The organism is Streptomyces sp. HUAS MG91 (genome assembly GCF_040529335.1).
GTDB classification, from domain to species: domain Bacteria; phylum Actinomycetota; class Actinomycetes; order Streptomycetales; family Streptomycetaceae; genus Streptomyces; species Streptomyces tabacisoli.
The window spans coordinates 2713253-2730017 of sequence record NZ_CP159534.1 but is presented as its reverse complement, the minus strand read 5'-3'; the positions used below and the strand labels follow the sequence as shown (position 1 = coordinate 2730017).

Annotated in this window: 15 protein-coding genes; 10 read left to right on the top strand and 5 right to left on the bottom strand. The window is 72.0% G+C overall.

The genetic code is table 11. The annotated features are described in order from the left end of the window. Positions 1 to 6: 6 nt before the first annotated feature. Positions 7 to 1467, bottom strand: coding sequence for an acyl-CoA synthetase (locus ABII15_RS12660; protein ID WP_353947039.1), 1461 nt, complete (start codon positions 1465 to 1467; stop codon positions 7 to 9). Between the two features lie 164 nt (positions 1468 to 1631). On the opposite strand from ABII15_RS12660, the gene ABII15_RS12655 reads away from it, so the two are divergent. The 4 genes from ABII15_RS12655 to ABII15_RS12640 all read left to right on the top strand — a co-directional run bounded on the left by ABII15_RS12655 (position 1632) and on the right by ABII15_RS12640 (position 5784). Beyond that, the gene (locus ABII15_RS12655; RefSeq protein WP_353942410.1) at positions 1632 to 2333 is read left to right on the top strand and encodes an FCD domain-containing protein; all 702 of its coding nucleotides are present in this window, start codon (positions 1632 to 1634) and stop codon (positions 2331 to 2333) included. A gap of 226 nt (positions 2334 to 2559) precedes the next feature. After that, positions 2560 to 3348, top strand: coding sequence for a DUF4239 domain-containing protein (locus ABII15_RS12650; RefSeq protein ID WP_353942409.1), 789 nt, complete (start codon positions 2560 to 2562; stop codon positions 3346 to 3348). 204 nt (positions 3349 to 3552) lie between these two features. After that, complete coding sequence (locus tag ABII15_RS12645; RefSeq protein WP_353942408.1) at positions 3553 to 4797, top strand: MFS transporter; 1245 nt, start codon at positions 3553 to 3555, stop codon at positions 4795 to 4797. 111 nt (positions 4798 to 4908) lie between these two features. After that, positions 4909 to 5784 carry a hypothetical protein gene (locus ABII15_RS12640; RefSeq protein WP_353942407.1) on the top strand — a complete coding sequence of 292 codons (876 nt, stop codon included), beginning with the start codon at positions 4909 to 4911 and terminating at the stop codon, positions 5782 to 5784. Here ABII15_RS12640 and ABII15_RS12635 read toward each other — a convergent pair. After that, on the bottom strand, positions 5768 to 6373 hold the full coding sequence (locus ABII15_RS12635; protein WP_353942406.1) for a hypothetical protein: 606 nt from the start codon (positions 6371 to 6373) through the stop codon (positions 5768 to 5770). The genes ABII15_RS12640 and ABII15_RS12635 overlap by 17 nt on opposite strands. Before the next feature lie 114 nt (positions 6374 to 6487). Between ABII15_RS12635 and ABII15_RS12630 the strand changes: the two genes are divergently transcribed. The 6 genes from ABII15_RS12630 (at position 6488) to ABII15_RS12605 (ending at position 12713) form a co-directional block, all read left to right on the top strand. After that, entirely contained in the window at positions 6488 to 7261 is a 774-nt protein-coding gene (locus tag ABII15_RS12630) for an IclR family transcriptional regulator (RefSeq protein ID WP_353942405.1), read from the top strand. After that, positions 7258 to 8106, top strand: a complete 849-nt coding sequence (locus tag ABII15_RS12625) for an SMP-30/gluconolactonase/LRE family protein (protein WP_353942404.1) — start codon at positions 7258 to 7260, stop codon at positions 8104 to 8106. Before ABII15_RS12630 ends, ABII15_RS12625 begins: the two co-directional genes overlap by 4 nt. A gap of 62 nt (positions 8107 to 8168) precedes the next feature. Then, the gene (locus ABII15_RS12620; RefSeq protein WP_353942403.1) at positions 8169 to 9674 is read left to right on the top strand and encodes an alpha-N-arabinofuranosidase; all 1506 of its coding nucleotides are present in this window, start codon (positions 8169 to 8171) and stop codon (positions 9672 to 9674) included. A 226-nt stretch (positions 9675 to 9900) separates the two neighbouring features. Then, positions 9901 to 11193, top strand: a complete 1293-nt coding sequence (locus tag ABII15_RS12615) for a peptidase S8 (RefSeq protein WP_353942402.1) — start codon at positions 9901 to 9903, stop codon at positions 11191 to 11193. 138 nt (positions 11194 to 11331) lie between these two features. Further along, entirely contained in the window at positions 11332 to 12258 is a 927-nt protein-coding gene (locus ABII15_RS12610; protein ID WP_353942401.1) for a sulfite exporter TauE/SafE family protein, read from the top strand. After that, on the top strand, positions 12255 to 12713 hold the full coding sequence (locus ABII15_RS12605) for an Rrf2 family transcriptional regulator (RefSeq protein ID WP_353942400.1): 459 nt from the start codon (positions 12255 to 12257) through the stop codon (positions 12711 to 12713). Before ABII15_RS12610 ends, ABII15_RS12605 begins: the two co-directional genes overlap by 4 nt. A 39-nt stretch (positions 12714 to 12752) precedes the next feature. Here ABII15_RS12605 and mmsB read toward each other — a convergent pair whose 3' ends face one another. The 3 genes from mmsB to chvE are packed head-to-tail and all read right to left on the bottom strand — an operon-like array spanning position 12753 to position 16710. Beyond that, positions 12753 to 13994 carry a multiple monosaccharide ABC transporter permease gene (mmsB, locus tag ABII15_RS12600; protein ID WP_353942399.1) on the bottom strand — a complete coding sequence of 414 codons (1242 nt, stop codon included), beginning with the start codon at positions 13992 to 13994 and terminating at the stop codon, positions 12753 to 12755. After that, the gene (gene mmsA, locus ABII15_RS12595) at positions 13991 to 15541 is read right to left on the bottom strand and encodes a multiple monosaccharide ABC transporter ATP-binding protein (RefSeq protein ID WP_353947038.1); all 1551 of its coding nucleotides are present in this window, start codon (positions 15539 to 15541) and stop codon (positions 13991 to 13993) included. Before mmsA ends, mmsB begins: the two co-directional genes overlap by 4 nt. A 53-nt stretch (positions 15542 to 15594) precedes the next feature. Next, entirely contained in the window at positions 15595 to 16710 is a 1116-nt protein-coding gene (chvE, locus tag ABII15_RS12590; protein ID WP_353942398.1) for a multiple monosaccharide ABC transporter substrate-binding protein, read from the bottom strand. Positions 16711 to 16765 lie beyond the last annotated feature (55 nt).

Here is a 16765-nt window from a genome sequence, read left to right as displayed (position 1 = left end):
GTCGTGTCACGCATCGCCGAGCGCCCGCTTGAGGATCTTGCCCATGTCGTTGCGCGGCAGGGCCTCCAGGTAGCGGACCGTGCGGGGGCGCTTGTGCGGGGAAAGCCGCGCGGCCACATGGTCCGCCAGCTCCGCCTCCGTCGGCGGGTGCGCGGCGTCCGCCGGGACGATCCACGCCACCACCCGCTCGCCGAGGTCGTCGTCGGGCGCGCCGGTGACCGCCGCCTCGCGCACGCCCGGGTGCTCCAGGAGCGCGTTCTCGATCTCGCCAGCGCCGATCTTGTAGCCGCCGCTCTTGATCAGGTCGGTGGCCTTGCGGCCGATGATGCGGACATAGCCGTCCGCGTCGCGGACCGCCATGTCCCCCGTACGGAACCAGCCGCCCGGCGCGAACGCCGCCTCGGTGGCGTCGGGGCGGTTGAGGTAGTGCAGGAACAGGTTCGGGCCGCGTACCTGGATCTCGCCGACCCCCTCCGGGTCGTCGGACGGCACCTCCGTCACCCCGTCGTCCTCGGTGAGCCGCAGCTCCACGCCCGGCAGCGGCACGCCCACCGTGCCGGGGCGCGGCTCGCCGTCCGCCCGCACGCTGGTGTTCATCAGCGTCTCGGTCATCCCGTACCGCTCGATCACGCGCTGCCCGGTGGCCGACGTGATCCGCTCGTGGTCGTGGACCGGCAGCGCCGCCGACCCCGAGACGAGGAGGCGGGCCGAGCCGAGGGCCTTGGCGAGCGCGGGATCGGTGGGCAGGGACTCCGCGATGCGGTGGTACATCGTCGGGACGCCGAACAGCATCGTCGCGCCCGAGGACAGCTCGCGGGTCACCCCCTCCGTGCTGAACCGGCCCAGGTGGCGCACCGCGCCGCCGCGCCGCAGCGGGCCGATGACGCCCAGGATCAGACCGTGCACGTGGAACAGCGGCAGCCCGTGGACCAGGGTGTCCGCCTCCGTCCACCGCCAGGCGTCCCGGAGCGCGTCGAGCGTGGAGGAGACCGCGCGGCGCGGCAGCACGGCGCCCTTGGGCGGGCCCGTCGTGCCCGAGGTGTAGACGACGAAGGCCGGGGTCGCCGGGTCGGCCGGCTCCGGGGGCAGGGACGGCACGACGTCCGGCACCGCGGCGTCCGCGTCCACGTCGATCCGCGGCAGCCGGGCCAGCGCGGGCGGCAGCTCGGCGTCCGCCGCCGCGAGCACCGCCTCCGGGGCGCTGTCCGCGACGATGTGCCCCAGCTCGCTGTCGCCCGACTTCGGGTTCAGCGGCACGGCGGCCACCCCGGCGAGCAGCGCCGCGACCACGCCGACCGCGGTCTCCAGCGTGGGCGTCGCCCACACGGCCACCCGGGACGACCCGCTGATCCGGGCCGCGAGCGGGGCCGCCACCGCCGCCAGCCGGCCGTGGGTCAGCGCGCGGTCGCCGAACCGCAGGGCGGGCCGGTCGGGGGTGTCGAGCAGTGCGGGCAGCAGACGTGGCACGGTCACGGGGCGCTCCTCGGTGGGGTGCTCGGCGACGGCGTCGCCGACGGGTGGCAATTGGCTGATTGGCTGAGCCAATCCGAGCCTGCCGTGTGGCAGGCGTCCGCGTCAAGGACGTACGCTGCGGCGCAAGCGCACGCCAGGGAAGGGCGGAGAAGGACCGGATGACCGACGCACTGCGGCCGATGGGGGCGCGCCCGCGCCTGTACGAGCAGGTGCTCGGCCGCCTGCGCGCGTACGTCGCCGAGGGCGGCCTGCGCGCGGGCGACCGGCTGCCCACCGAGCGGGACCTCGCCGCGCGGCTCGGGGTGAGCCGGGCCTCCGTGAAGCAGGCCATCGTCGTCCTGGAGGTGCAGGGGCTCGTCGAGGTGCGGCACGGCGGCGGCACCTATCTCGTACGGGACGGGCTCGACGTCGCCGAGCCCGTCGAGCGGCTCGTGGAGCGCAAGAAACGGCTGCCGGACGTGCTTGAGGCGCGCGAGGCGCTGGAGACGAAGCTGGCCGAGCTCGCCGCCGAGCGGCGCACCGACGCCGATCTCACCGCGCTGCGCTCCGCGCTCGATCTGATGGCCGAGGACATCGCGGCCGGCGGCCTCGGGGTCGAGGGCGACCGGCTCTTCCACGGCGCCGTGACCGCGGCCGCGCACAGCGCGCTGCTCGCCGCGTTCATGGCGGAGATCGACGGGCCGATCGCCGAGTCGCGCGACGAGTCGCTGCGGCAGCCCCGGCGGCCCGGGCGGTCGCTGGCGCAGCACCGGGCGATTCTCGATGCCATCGAGGCCGGCAACGGGCGGGGGGCCGCCGCGGCCATGCGGCGGCACGTGCGGGCTGTCGCGAAGGTGCGGTTGCTGGACTGGGAGCCCTAGGGCGTGTGTCGAAAGTCCTGCCTGCCCTGCGGCGCCTGGCACGCACGCTCGCGGCGTTGCCGAAACGCCCGCATAGCTCCGCTATGAGGGCGCTCCGGCGCCTTGCGATCGCACGCACCAGACACCGCAGGGCCCGCCCTCCGGGCGGACGGCACGACTTTCGACACACGCCCTAGGGCGTGTCGATCCGCCGTAACCGGGCCCGCGCTCGGCTGGTTAGGGCTCCGTGGGAATCTGGCTGCTCAATCACTTCAGTACGTTCGCCCTCGCCGTGCTGCTCGGAGGCGGGGCCGTGGTGCTCGCGCTCGCCGGGTGCCTTCTCGTGCGGCGGAGATTTCCGCGGCTCTCGGCGGGCGCGTACAACGACATGATCGGTGTCGTGCTCGGCATGTACGCCGCGATCTACGGCATCATCCTCGCCTTCGTCGTCGTCGCCGAGTGGGAGGGGCTCAACGAAGCGGGCACCAATGTCGCCGCCGAGGCCAGCCAGACCGCCGAAGTGCTGCGCGACGCCTCCGCGTTCCCGCCGGAACAGCAGCGGAAGGTGTCCGACGCGATGGGCGCGTACGTGCACTCCGTCGTCGACCGGCAGTGGCCGCTGATGCGGCAGGGCCGTCCCGACCCCGGGCTCACCAACCCCCAAGTCGTACGCCTCTACACCGTGTTCCAGGAGTACGAGCCGAAGACCAACGCGCAGCAGGCGTACTACGAGCAGGCCGTCAGCACGCTCGGCGAGGTCGCCGAGGCCCGCAGGACCCGGCTCGCCGACTCCGAGCAGTCCCTGCCGATGCTCCTCGACCTCCTCGTCTACGGCGGCGCCCTCGTCATGCTGCCGCTGACCTTCCTCTACGGCATGAAGAGCATCCGCGCCCAGCTGATGTTCGTGGCGTCGGTCGCCGCGCTGATCGGGGTGAGCCTGCTGCTCTGCCTGACCCTCGACCATCCCTTCGCCGGGGACATGGCGGTCTCGCCGCAGCCGTTCAAGGAGGGGGTGCTCGCGCAGTTCTGGCCGTAGGATCGTGCGCGTACCTGTTTTCTGCTTGCTGTTTTCTGTCTCTGTAGCGATCACAGACTCTGCCCGGTGATGGAGTCGGCGTGGGGCGCGCGTCCCCACCCCACGCCCGCACTGGAAGGTTCCAGTCGCGATCACGGGCCGGCCCCTCCGGACGCCGACGGCCCCGCTGTGACGCGGCCCGCCGGGCGGCGAAAGGGACGCGCCGTGTCCTCGACACCGGCCAACTACCGCATTCTGCTGCGCACTCCGGGCGCCGCCGCCTTCTTCCTCGCCGGTTGTGTCGGGCGGATCGGGCTCGCCATGACCGGGCTCGGCATCGTCTGGCTGGTGCACGCCCGCACCGGCTCCTACGCCACCGCGGGCCTGGTCACCGGGTGCTTCGCCGTCACCGACGCGCTGGCCGGGCCGCAGATCGGGCGGCTCGTCGACCGGTTCGGGGAACGCCGTGTCGTGCCGTACGCGCTCGGGGCGCACGGGGCGGCCGTGGCGCTGCTCTTCGCGGGCGGCCCGGTGCCGGTCGCCGCCACCGCGGGGGCGCTCGCCGGGGCCACCCTGCCGCAGATCAGCGCCCTGTCCGCGGCCCGCTGGGCGGCGCTGCTGCGCGGTACCGGGCAGGACGCCGCGCTGCCCGGTGCCTTCGCCCTGGAATCCCTCGCGAACGGCCTGTCGTTCCTCGTCGGGCCCGCGCTCGTCAGCACCGTCGGCGCCGCCGGGCATCCCGGCCTGGGCAGTGCACTCGCCGCCGCGCTCGTGATCGGCGGGGGTCTGGCGTTCACCCTCCAGCGCCGCACCGCGCCGCCGGTCGCGGAGCGCGGCGAGCGGCGGCACGCGGGGCGGGCGCTGCGCCGCCCGGCCTTCCTGGGGCTCGTCGCGAGCACCCTCGCGCTGGGCGTGTACTTCGGCGCGATGCAGGTCTCCGTCTCCGCGTACGCGGTCGGGCGCGGCACCCCCGACCTCGCGCCGGTGCTGTACGCGGTCTCCAACTGCACCAGCCTGGTGGGTGGTTGGGTGTACGGGGCGCGGCGGTGGCGGGCCGGGCCGGTGCGGCAGCGGGCCGTCGCCGCGGTGGGGCTGCTTCTGGCCTGTCTGCCGCTGACCGTGCTCGACGCTCCGGTTCCGCTGGGCTGTGCGCTTGCCCTGACCGGGCTGGCCGTGCCGCCGTTGCTGGCCGTGACCTCCGTGCTGACCGAGGCGGCGGTGCCCCGGGCCGTCCTCACGCAGGCCTTCACCTGGCTGGGGTCGGCGAGCGCGGGGGGCTCCGCCGGGGCGGCGGCGGTGGCGGGGCGGGCCGTGGATGCCGGGGGTGCCCATGCGGGGTTCATGGTCGCGGGTGGGGCTGTCGCCGGGGTGGTGGTGCTGGCCGGTCGCGGAGTGCCCCGCGCTCTTGAGGGGGTTGTCGGTCGCCTGCGGGCCGGTGGCCGCTTCTCGCGCAGTTCCCCGCGCCCCTGAAGGCATGCGCTGCGCGCAGCCTTCCCCGACGAGATGGCGCACGAAGTGCGCATCTCAGGGGCGCGGGGAACTGCGCGACCACCCCCACCGCGGGCACCGTAGCCTGGTGGCATGTCCCGTATAGCCCTGGTCACCTGCCGGCCCGGCCCCGAGGTCAGCGCAGACCGCGATCTCCCCCTGCTCGTGGCGGAGCTGAAGCGTCACGGCGCCGACGCCACCGCCGTCGAGTGGGACGACCCGGCCGTCGACTGGGCCGGCTTCGACCTGGTCGTCCTGCGCTCCACCTGGGACTACAGCTGGCGCCGCGCGGAGTTCCTGCGATGGGCCGCGCGGTGCGCCGCCGTCACCCGGCTCGCGAACCCCGTGGACGTGCTCCACTGGAACACCGACAAGCGCTACCTCGGCGAACTCGCCCGCGCCGGAGTGCCCACCGTGCCGACCGCGTACGTCGCGCCGGGCGAGACCCCCGACCTGCCGGACGACCGCGCCTACGTCGTCAAACCGGCCTCCGGCGCCGGCGCCCGGTACGCCGCCCGCTACACCCCGGCCGAACGGGACACGGCGCTGCGGCAGTTGGTCCGCATGCACGCCGAGGGGCTGACCGCGATGGTGCAGCCGTACGTCGACGGGATCGACCTCAACGGGGAGCGCGCCGTGCTGTTCTACGGCGGGCAGTTCCTGCACTCCGTACGCAAGGGCGCCGTCCTGACCCCCGGAGTCGCCTTCGACGCCCGTAAGGTCGCGCACCCCGGGCTGGAGCCGTGGCAGCCCACCGAAGCCGAACACGCCGTCGCCGCGCGGGCGTTGGCCGCCGTGCCGGGCGGCGCGGACCGGCTGCTGTACGCGCGCGTGGACCTGGTCGACGGGCCCGACGGGCACCCGTGCGTGATGGAGCTGGAACTCGTCGAGCCCAATCTGTTCCTCGCCGCCGTGCACCCCGGTTCCCTGCCGGCCGTGGCCGAGGCGATCCTCAAGGCCGCCCAGTGAGCGTCCAGCGCTGGAGCAGCCCGTAGGTGAACTCGGCCCGCACCTCGCGCGGCGTCCCCGACGCGTCCGGCGCCGTGAACGCCAGCCCCCAGCGGGTCGGCGCCGAACCTTCGAGCGGGCGGGCCGGGGCGAAGGCGCGGGCCGCCTCGTCGACCGTGCACGACCACGGGGCGAGGTCGTCGAGGGTCCGCAGCACCGGCCCCGGGGCGCCGGGGGCGCGGATCAGCCAGTCGTTCCAGACCGCGCCCTGCGGCGAGAGCAGCACCTCGAAGCGCAGGTCGGGCCAGAGCGGCACCGGCCACAGCAGCGCCTCGCACTCCATGTCGCCGATGCGCCGGGTCAGCGTGCGCTCGGGGGCGCCGAGCACCGAGCGGTAGCGGGAGACGGCCGCCCGCGCGCGGGGCGAGCGGACCATGGCCTGCCAGCGGCGGTTCGCCTCCCGCATGTCGGCGACGGAGACGCCCAGGTCGGCGCGGGCGGTCTCGACCAGCTCCGGGTTGTGGTCGGCCATCCTGCGCAGCAGCACCAGCTGGAAGTGGAGCGGTGTGAAGGGCTCGGCGGGACCTGATGACGGTGTGGGGCGCGGCATGCCCTCCATGGTCGCGCAGCGTCGGCCCATTGCCCGGTCAAGGGCGCTGTGCATAGCCTGTGTTCGCCATACCGATCATCAGTTGAAATATCGAACATAGGGAGGGGATCGGTCGTGGGACGCCTCGTACCAGCCGTGACCCGGGCTCTGGACATCCTGGAGCTCTTCCTCGACGGGGACGGCACGCTGTCCGCCCCCGACATCGTCCGCAAGCTCCAGCTGCCGCGCACCACGGTCCACGAGCTCGTCACCACGCTCGCCGCCCGTTCGTACCTCGTGCAGGTCCCCGGCGAGCCCGGGCGCTACCGCCTCGGGGTGCGGCCCTACCAGCTCGGCAGCCGGTACGCGGAACAGCTCGATCTCGCCGCCGAGGGCCAGCAGGTCGCCCGCTCGGTCGCCGAGACCTGCGACGAGACGGTACACGTGGCGATCCTCGAAGGCACCGACGTCATCTACATCGCCAAGGTCGACTCCACGCACGCGGTGCGGATGGTCTCGGCGGCGGGGCGCCGGCTGCCCGCGCACTGCACCTCGGTCGGCAAGATGCTCCTCGCGTCCCTGCCCGAGCCCGAGCTGGCCGCCCGCATCCCGGACGACGCCCCGCTCGCGGCCATGACGGAGAACTCGGTCACCGACCCGGCCGTCCTGCGCGAGGCCCTGCACGCGATCCGCGAGCGCGGGGTCGCCGTCGAGAGCCGCGAGTCCAACCCGGACGTGAGCTGCGTCGCCGCGCCCGTGCGCGACCGCACCAACCGGGTCGTCGCCGCGCTCTCCATCTCCGTACCGATGATCCGCTGGACGGACGCCCGCGAGCAGGAGCTGGCCCAGCTCGCCGCGAAGGGCGCGGCCGATCTGTCCGAGCGCCTCGGCCACCGGGGCACGCCGTGAGGGCCGAGGTGGCGGTGCGCGAGACCGCCGAACTCGGCGAGGGCCCCACCTGGGACGCGGCCGCCGGGCGGCTGATCTGGGTGGACATCCTCGGCTCGCGCGTGCACACCTACGAGCCCGGCAGCGGCCGCCGCACCGTGCTGGCCACCGAGCAGCACGTGGGCGCCGCCAAGCCCTGCGCGGGCGGCGGTCTGGTCGTCAACCTCCGCGACGGCGTGGCCCGTTACGGCCCCGACGGCACCTTCGGCTGGCTGCACCGCGAGCCGGTCCCCGGGCGCCGCGGGAACGACGCGGCGGTCGCGCCCGACGGCGCCCTGTGGGCGGGCTCGATGGCGTACGACGAGACACCGGGCGGCGGCAATCTGATCCGCCTGGCCCCCGACGGCACGGCGACCGAGATCCTCGACGACGTCACCGTCTCCAACGGCACCGGCTGGAGCCCCGACGGCACGCTCATGTACTACGTCGACACGGCGACGGGCCGCATCGACGTCTTCGACGTGGACGGCGAACGCGTGCGCGACAGGCGGGAGTTGGCGACGGTCGAGAAGGGTGCGGGTGTCCCGGACGGGCTCACCGTGGACGCCGACGGCTGTGTCTGGGTGGCCCTGTGGGACGGCGGGGCTCTGCGCCGCTACACGCCGTCCGGCGCCCTGGACCGTGTCGTGCCGCTGCCGGTGCGGCGGCCCACGGCCTGCGCCTTCGGCGGGCCGGACCTGAGCGACCTGTACGTCTCGTCGGCCCGGGTGGGCCTGAACGCCCCCTCCCCGCTGGCCGGTTCGCTGCTGGTCCTCCCGGGAATCGGCCAGGGCCTGCCGCAGCCCGCGTTCGGGCAGCCCCGATAGGGGCGCGGGGAACCGCGCGCTCGGCCACGACGAAAGCCGCACTCCGAAAGGGAGGGAACGCCTTGAGCACCGCACGCTTCACCCTCGACCCCGCCTTCACGATCGGCACGGTCGATCCGCGCCTGTTCGGGTCGTTCGTGGAACACCTCGGCCGCTGCGTCTACACCGGCATCTTCGAGCCGGACCACCCGAGCGCGGACGAGGCGGGCCTGCGCACCGACGTCCTCGAACTCGTACGGGAACTGGGCGTCACCGTCATCCGCTATCCCGGCGGCAACTTCGTCTCCGGCTACAAGTGGGAGGACTCCGTCGGCCCCGTCGAGGACCGCCCGCGCCGCCTCGACCTGGCCTGGCGCACCACCGAGCCGAACCGGTTCGGCCTGTCCGAGTACATCGCGTTCCTGCGGAAGATCGGCCCGCGGGCCGAGCCGATGATGGCGGTGAACCTCGGCACGCGCGGCGTCGCCGAGGCCATCGAACTCCAGGAGTACGCCAACCACCCCTCGGGCACCGCGCTTTCGGACCTGCGCGCCGAACACGGCGACAAGGACCCCTTCGGCATCCGCCTGTGGTGCCTGGGCAACGAGATGGACGGCCCCTGGCAGACCGGCCACAAGACGGCCGGGGAGTACGGCCGGATCGCGGCCGAGACGGCCCGCGCCATGCGGCAGATAGACAAGGACGTCGAACTGGTCGCGTGCGGCAGTTCCGGCCAGGGCATGGACACCTTCGCCGCCTGGGAGTCGACGGTCCTCCAGGAGACGTACGACCTCGTCGACTTCATCTCGCTGCACGCCTACTACGAGGAGCACGACGGCGACCGCGACTCCTTCCTCGCCTCCGCGGTGGACATGGAGTCGTTCATCGAGAACGTCGTCGCGACCTGCGACCACGTCGGCGCCCGCCTCAAGTCGAAGAAGAGGATCAACCTCTCCTTCGACGAGTGGAACGTCTGGTACATGACGCGCACCGACGCCGAGGTCTCCGCGCTCGACTGGCCCGAGGCCCCGCGCCTGCTGGAGGACGTCTACTCGGTCACCGACGCCGTCGTCCTCGGCTCGCTGCTGATCGCCCTGCTGCGCCACGCCGACCGGGTCACCGTCGCCTGCCTCGCCCAACTGGTCAACGTCATCGCCCCGATCATGACCGAGCCGGACGGCCCGGCCTGGCGGCAGACGACGTTCTTCCCGTTCGCGCAGGCGGCGCGGTACGGCCGCGGCGAGGTCCTCGACGTCCGCGTCGACTCGCCGACGTACGACACCGCGCGCCACGGCACCGCCGACCTGCTGCACGCCACGGCCGTTCGCGCCGACGACGGCACGGTCACCGTCTTCGCCGTCAACCGCGGTCAGACGGAGTCCCTGCCGCTCGAAGTCGCCCTGAACGGGCTGGAGCTGACCTCGGTCACCGAGCACTCGGTCCTGGCCGACGCCGACCCGGACGCCCGCAACACCCGTACCGACCCCGGGCGGGTGGCCCCGCACGCGGCGACGGGAACCGTTCTGGACGGCGGCACGCTGCGGGCGACCCTGGAGCCGCTGTCCTGGAACGTGATCCGCCTGGGGTGACCCGGGCGGCGCCAAACCATGAGTTTCCTGTGACCACGGTCAACTACCGCCTATCTACGTCCCGTCGAAGCGGACGGATTCGGTAAAGCGGAGCTCTGGAGTCCCCGCCGCCCCTTGTTGAAGTGTGCGCAACAAAGCAAGCATCGTCGCGGCCGCCGGGGACACAGGACCGGCGGTCGCACAGCACCCGCACCGCCCCTGTCCACCCTTCTCAGGAGGCAGTACGTTGCGCGACACACACCCCCACAGATGGCGCCGCACCGGCGCCGCGCTGCTCGGCACGGCGGCGCTCGTCCTCGCCGGACTCGGCGCCGCCGGCCAGGCCGGAGCCGCCGCCGGCTCGCCCACCCCGCACGTCACCTGGAAACGAGCCTGTTCCCAGCCCGCCAAGGCCGGCGAGATGGCCTGCGGTGCGAAGCGGGTGACCAGCGGCACCACCGCGTACGCCGTCCAGCGGGCCAAGGCCGGGCACGCCGCCCCCGACGCGGCCGACGCCTCCACCCCGTCCGGGTACGGGCCGAGCGACCTCCAGGCCGCCTACGGGCTGACCTCGGCCGCCGCGGCGAAGGGCGCCGGTGAGACGATCGCCATCGTCGACGCCTACGACGACCCGAACGCCGAGGCCGACCTCGCCAAGTACCGCTCGTACTACGGTCTTCCGGCCTGCACCTCGGCCGGCGGCTGCTTCAAGAAGGTCAGCCAGACCGGCTCCACCACCGCGCTGCCCACCGCCGACAGCGGCTGGGCCGAGGAGATCTCCCTCGACCTCGACATGGCGAGCGCGGTCTGCCCGAAGTGCAGCATCCTCCTCGTCGAGGCCAAGTCCGCGTCGATGGCCAACCTCGGCACCGCCGTGAACCGGGCCGTCACCCTCGGCGCCAAGTACGTGTCGAACAGCTACGGCGGCTCCGAGTCCTCATCGGACAGCTCCTACGACTCCTCGTACTTCAACCACCCGGGCGTCGCCATCACCGTGAGCGCGGGCGACGAGGGCTACGGCGCGGAGTACCCGGCGGCCTCCCGCTACGTCACCTCGGTCGGCGGCACGGCCCTCACCAAGGCCACCTCCACCACCCGCGGCTGGACCGAGTCCGTGTGGAAGACCAGCAGCACCGAGGGCACCGGCTCGGGCTGCTCGGCCTACGACACCAAGCCGGCCTGGCAGACCGACACCGGCTGCGCGAAGCGGACGATCTCGGACGTCGCCGCCGTCGCCGACCCGGCCACCGGCGTCTCCGTCTACGACTCGTACGGCATCACCGCCGGCTGGTACACCTTCGGCGGCACCAGCGCCTCCTCGCCGATCATCGCGGCGGTCTACGCGCTCGGCGGCGTCCCGTCGTCCGGCTCGTACCCGGCGAAGTTCCCGTACGCCAAGGCCGGGACCTCCGCGCTGAACGACGTCACGACCGGCAACAACGGCAGCTGCTCCAGCAGCTACCTGTGCACCGCGAAGACCGGCTACGACGGTCCGACCGGCTGGGGCACGCCCCAGGGCGTGAGCGGGTTCACCGGCTGACAGCCGCCCCGTGAAGGGGTGCGGGCCGCGGCGAGGGGGCGCCGCGGCCCGCACCCGTGTCCGGCCGCCGATTCCACGTGCTGAGACCGGGCCGCTATTCATACCTTTTCCCTAGGGATGGTGTGCATAGTGGCCGCCATGGATCTTTCCTGGACGATCGTCCTCGCCGGCGCCCTGGTCGGTCTCGCCGTGGGACTCACCGGCATGGGCGGTGGCGCCCTGATGACCCCGATCATGGTCATGTTCTTCGGAGTCAACCCCACCGCCGCCATCGGCAGCGACCTGGCGACCTCCCTGTTCATGAAGCCGTTCGGCGCCGCGGTCCACCACAGAGCGGGCACCATCCGCTGGGACATCGTCCGCTGGCTGCTGCCCACCGCCCTGCCCGCCGCCTTCGGCGGAGCCCTGCTGCTGCGGGCGCTCGGCGACGGCGACACCCTCCAGACCCGGGTCAAGTACGTCATCGGCGGCGCCCTGCTGCTCGCGGTGACCGGCATGCTCGCCCGGATGTGGCTCGACCGGCGGCGCGGGATGGGCTCCGCCGACGCGGAGGACGCCGATGTGCGGGTCAGGCCGGTGGCGACGCTGCTGATCGGGCTGGTCGGCGGGGTCGTGGTCGGGATGACCTCGGTCGGCTCCGGATCCCTGATCATCGTGATGCTGATGCTCGCCCACCCCCGGCTCCGGGCGAACCACCTGGTCGGCACCGACCTCGTGCAGGCCGTCCCGCTGGTCGGCGCCGCGGCCCTCGGCCACCTCCTCGTCGGCGACGTCTCCCTCGGCCTCGCCGGCACCCTGCTGATCGGCGCGATACCCGGAGTCGTCGCGGGGGCCCTGCTCTCCACCCGGGTCTCCGGGCCCGCCCTGCGCTGGGCCCTGATCGTGCTGCTCACCGGCTCCGGACTCGCCATGTGGGGCGTGTCCGGCACCCCGCTGGTCGCGGTCTGCGTGGCGCTCGCGGCCGTCGGCACCGCCGTGACCCTGCGCACCCGCCGCGCCAGGCCCGCGCGGGGCGAGGGCGAGCGGACCGAGGAGCGTGAACCGTCCCCGACAATGTCGGCATGAGGATTTCAGCCCGAGCCGACTATGCCGTGCGCGCGAGCCTGGAGCTGGCCGTGCGCGGCGGCGCCGAACCGGTCAAGGCGGAGAGCATCGCCGCCGCCCAGGACATCCCGCACAAGTTCCTGGAGGGCATCCTCAGCGATCTGCGGCGCGGCGGCATCGTGCTCAGCCGGCGCGGCGGCAACGGCGGCTATCTGCTCGCCCGCGCCGCCGACACCATCACCGTCGCCGACGTCGTGCGCGCCGTCGAGGGCCCCATCGTCTCGGTGCGCGGCGAGCGGCCCAGCGCCCTCGCCTACACCGGCGCCGCCGAGCCGCTGCTGCCGCTGTGGGTGGCGCTGCGCGCCAACGTCCGCAAGATCCTCGAAGGCGTCACCCTCGACGACCTCGCCCACGACCGGCTCCCGGAACCGGTGCGGCAGCTCGCCGACGACCCGGCGGCCTGGCACAACCCCTGACCGCCGGGCCCCGCGACGATCCGGTCCGCCGCCGCGCGGCTACCGACCGCCCCGCCGCTTGTTCCAGACGTCGAAACCGACCGCGGCGAGCAGCGCCAGCCCCTTGATCACCGACTGCCAGTCGGAGCCGACGCCCAGCAGGTTCATGCCGTTGTTCAGCACGCCGAGGACGAGACCGCCGATGATGGCGCCCAGCACCGTGCCGACACCGCCGCTCATGGACGCGCCGCCGATGAACGACGCGGCGATCGCCTCCAGTTCGAAGTTCAGGCCCGCCTTCGGCGAGGCCGCGTTCAGCCGGGCCGCGACCACCAGACCGGCCAGCGCGGCGAGCACGCCCATGTTCAGGAAGACGTAGAAGGTGACCTTCTTGTCCTTGACGCCGGAGAGCTTGGCCGCGGGCAGGTTGCCGCCGATGGCGTAGATGTGGCGGCCGAAGACGGAGTTGCGCATCAGGTAGCCGTAGCCGACGACCAGCACGCCGAGGATCAGCAGCACGATCGGCACGCCCTTGTAGCTGGCGAGCAGCAGCGTGACGACGGCGATCGCCGCGACGATCGCGACCAGCTTCAGGACGAAGAGGTTGCGGGGCACCACGTCGAGCGAGAACTCCCGCTGTCTGCGCCGGTCGCGCACCTCCTGCCAGGCCACCGAGGCGGCGAGCAGGATGCCGAACAGCAGCGTCAGGTTGTGGTAGTTGGTGTCCGGGCCGACCTCGGGGAGGAAGCCGTTGCCCAGGTCGCCGATGTGGGACGGGAACGGGCCCAGGGTCTGCCCCTTGAGCAGGATCTCGGTGAGCCCGCGCCACACCAGCATCCCGGCCAGCGTCACGATGAACGACGGTATGCCGCCGTACGCGATCAGATAGCCCTGGACGGCACCGGCCGCGCCGCCCATCACCAGGCACACGATCAGGGCGATCGGCCAGGAGACGTCGTTGTTGACCATCAGCACCGCGGCCGTCGACCCGACGAACGCCGTCAGCGACCCGACGGACAGGTCGATGTGGCCCGCGATGATCACCAGCATCATGCCGATCGCCAGGATCAGCACGTACGAGTTCTGCAGGACCAGGTTGGAGACGTTGTGCGGGGTGATCAGCGTGCCGTCGGTCCACACGGCGAACACCGCGATGAGCAGGCCGAGCGCGATCAGCATGCCGTACTGGCGCATGTTGCGGCGCAGCCCGTCCACGACCAGGCCGACGAGACCGCCCTCGGCGCCCGAGGGCTCGTCCCTGCCCGGCGGGGCCGCCGCCGGGTTCTTCGTCACGTTGCTCATCGCGCTACCTCTTTGTCCTTCGTCATCAGGCGCATCAGCGATTCCTGCGTCGCCTCGGCACGCGGCACCTCGCCGGTCAGGCGGCCCGCGGCCATCGTGTAGATGCGGTCGCACATGCCGAGCAGCTCGGGCAGCTCGGAGGAGATGAAGACGACCGCCTTGCCCTGGGCGGCCAGCTTGTCGATGACCGTGTAGATCTCGTACTTGGCACCGACGTCGATCCCGCGGGTCGGCTCGTCGAGGATGAGGATCTCCGGGCCCGCGAAGATCCACTTGCTGAGGACGACCTTCTGCTGGTTGCCGCCCGACAGCTTGCCCGCCGGTTCGAAGACCGTCGGGGCCTTGATGTTCATCGACTTCCGGTACTCCTCGGCGACCTGCCGCTCCCCGTGCTCGTCGACGATGCCGCGCGTGGCGACCTTGCCGAGCGCCGCCAGGGAGATGTTGCGGTTGATGGTGTCGATGAGGTTGAGGCCGTAGTGCTTGCGGTCCTCGGTGGCGTACGCGATCCCGTGGCCGACCGCGTCGGAGACCGTACGGGTGCGGATCTCCCGGCCGTCCTTGAGGACCGTGCCGCCCGTGTACCGGCCGTAGGCGCGCCCGAAGACGCTCATCGCCAGCTCGGTGCGGCCCGCGCCCATCAGCCCCGCGATGCCGACGATCTCGCCCCGGCGCACGTGCAGCGAGACGTCGTCGACGACCTTGCGCTCGCGGTCGATGGGGTGGTGCACCGTCCAGTTGCGGATCTCCAGGGCGGGCGCGGCGCCGGCCTCGGCGTGGTGCGGGGTGCGGTCGGGGAAGCGGTTGTCGAGGTCGCGGCCGACCATCCCGGAGATGATCCGGTCCTCGGTGGTCCCGGCGGCCTTCACGTCCAGCGTCTCGACGGTGCGCCCGTCCCGCAGGATCGTCACCGAGTCGGCGACCTTGCGGATCTCGTTGAGCTTGTGCGAGATGATGATCGAGGTGATGCCCTGGTTCTTCAACTCCAGGATCAGGTCCAGGAGTTTGTCGGAGTCCTCGTCGTTCAGCGCGGCCGTCGGCTCGTCGAGGATGAGCAGCTTCACCTCCTTGGAGAGCGCCTTGGCGATCTCCACGAGCTGCTGCTTGCCCACCCCGATGTCGGCGACGGCGGTGTTGGGGTTCTCGTCCAGGCCCACCCGGCGCAGCTGGCGCGTGGCGTGCCCGAGGGTCTCGTGCCAGTCGATGAGGCCGCGCGAGGCGTGCTCGTTGCCGAGGAACATGTTCTCGGCGATCGACAGGTACGGGACCAGGGCCAGCTCCTGGTGGATGATGACGATGCCGCGCTTCTCGCTGGCGTTGATGTCCTTGAACCGGCAGGGCTCACCCTCGAAGAGGATCTCCCCGTCGTAACTTCCGTGCGGGTGGACGCCGGAGAGCACCTTCATCAAGGTGGACTTCCCGGCGCCGTTCTCCCCGCAGATGGCGTGGACCTCGCCCGCGCGGACGCTCAGGGAGACGTCCGACAGCGCCTTGACGCCCGGGAAGGTCTTGACGATCGAGCGCATTTCCAGGACGGGTCCCGCCATGGTCGTGCCCTTCATCTAGTGTGCGGAGGCGGTCAACTGGGGCTTCTGGTCGTCTACTTCAGCCCCAGGTCCTTCTTGGTGTAGTAGCCGCCGTCGATGAGGGTCTTCTCGTAGTTGTCCTTGGTGACGGCGACCGGCTGGAGCAGGAACGACGGGACGACCTTGGCGCCGTTGTCGTACGTCTTGTTGTCGTTGGTCTGCGGCTTCTTGTCGTTGAGCACGTCGTCGACCATGGTCACGGCCTCCTTGGCGAGCTGCCGCGTGTCCTTGTAGACCGTCGAGTACTGCTCGCCCGCGATGATCGACTTCACCGAGGCGACCTCGGCGTCCTGGCCGGAGACGGCGGGCAGCGGCTTGGACTTCGAGCCGTAGCCGTCGGACTTCAGCGCGGAGATGATGCCGATGGAGATGCCGTCGTACGGGGAGAGCACCGCGTCGACCCGGTCGCTGGAGTACTTCGACGTCAGGATGTCGTCCATGCGCTTCTGCGCGGTGGCGCCGTCCCAGCGCAGCGTGGTGACCTGGTTGAGCTTGGTCTGCTTGGACCGGATGACCAGCTGCTTCTTGTCGATGTAGGGCTGGAGGACCGTCATCGCGCCGTTGAAGAAGTACTTGGTGTTGTTGTCGTCGTTGGAGCCGGCGAACAGCTCCAGGTTGAACGGGCCCTTCTTGCCGTTCGACAGGCCCAGCTTGTCGACGAGCGAGGTGGCCTGGAGCTCGCCGACCTTCTCGTTGTCGAACGTCGCGTAGTAGTCGACGTTCTTGGAGTCCAGGATCAGCCGGTCGTACGCGATCACCGGGATGTGCGCGTCGGCCGCCTCCTGGAGGACGTTGCCCAGCGACTTGTTGTCGATCGCCGCGATGATCAGCGCCGAGACACCCTGCGTGATCATGTTCTCGATCTGCGAGACCTGCTGGTCGGGGTCGTCCTCGCCGAAGACGAGCTGGGTCTTGTAGCCCTTGGCCTTCAGGGATTTGACAACGTTGTTCCCGTCAGCGATCCAGCGCTCGGACGACTTGGTCGGCATCGCGATGCCGACGGTGGATCCCTTGGCGCTGCCCTTGTCCTCCTTGCTGCCGCCCTCGCTGTCCTGGCCGCAGGCGGAGAGGGTCAGGGCGAGCGTGGCGCCCGCGGCTATCGCGCTGAGTGCGGCTCGGCGGTTTCGCATGGTCATCATCCTTGATGTGTGGGTGCGAGGTCGGTCGGCGGTGCTGCGAAGTGGC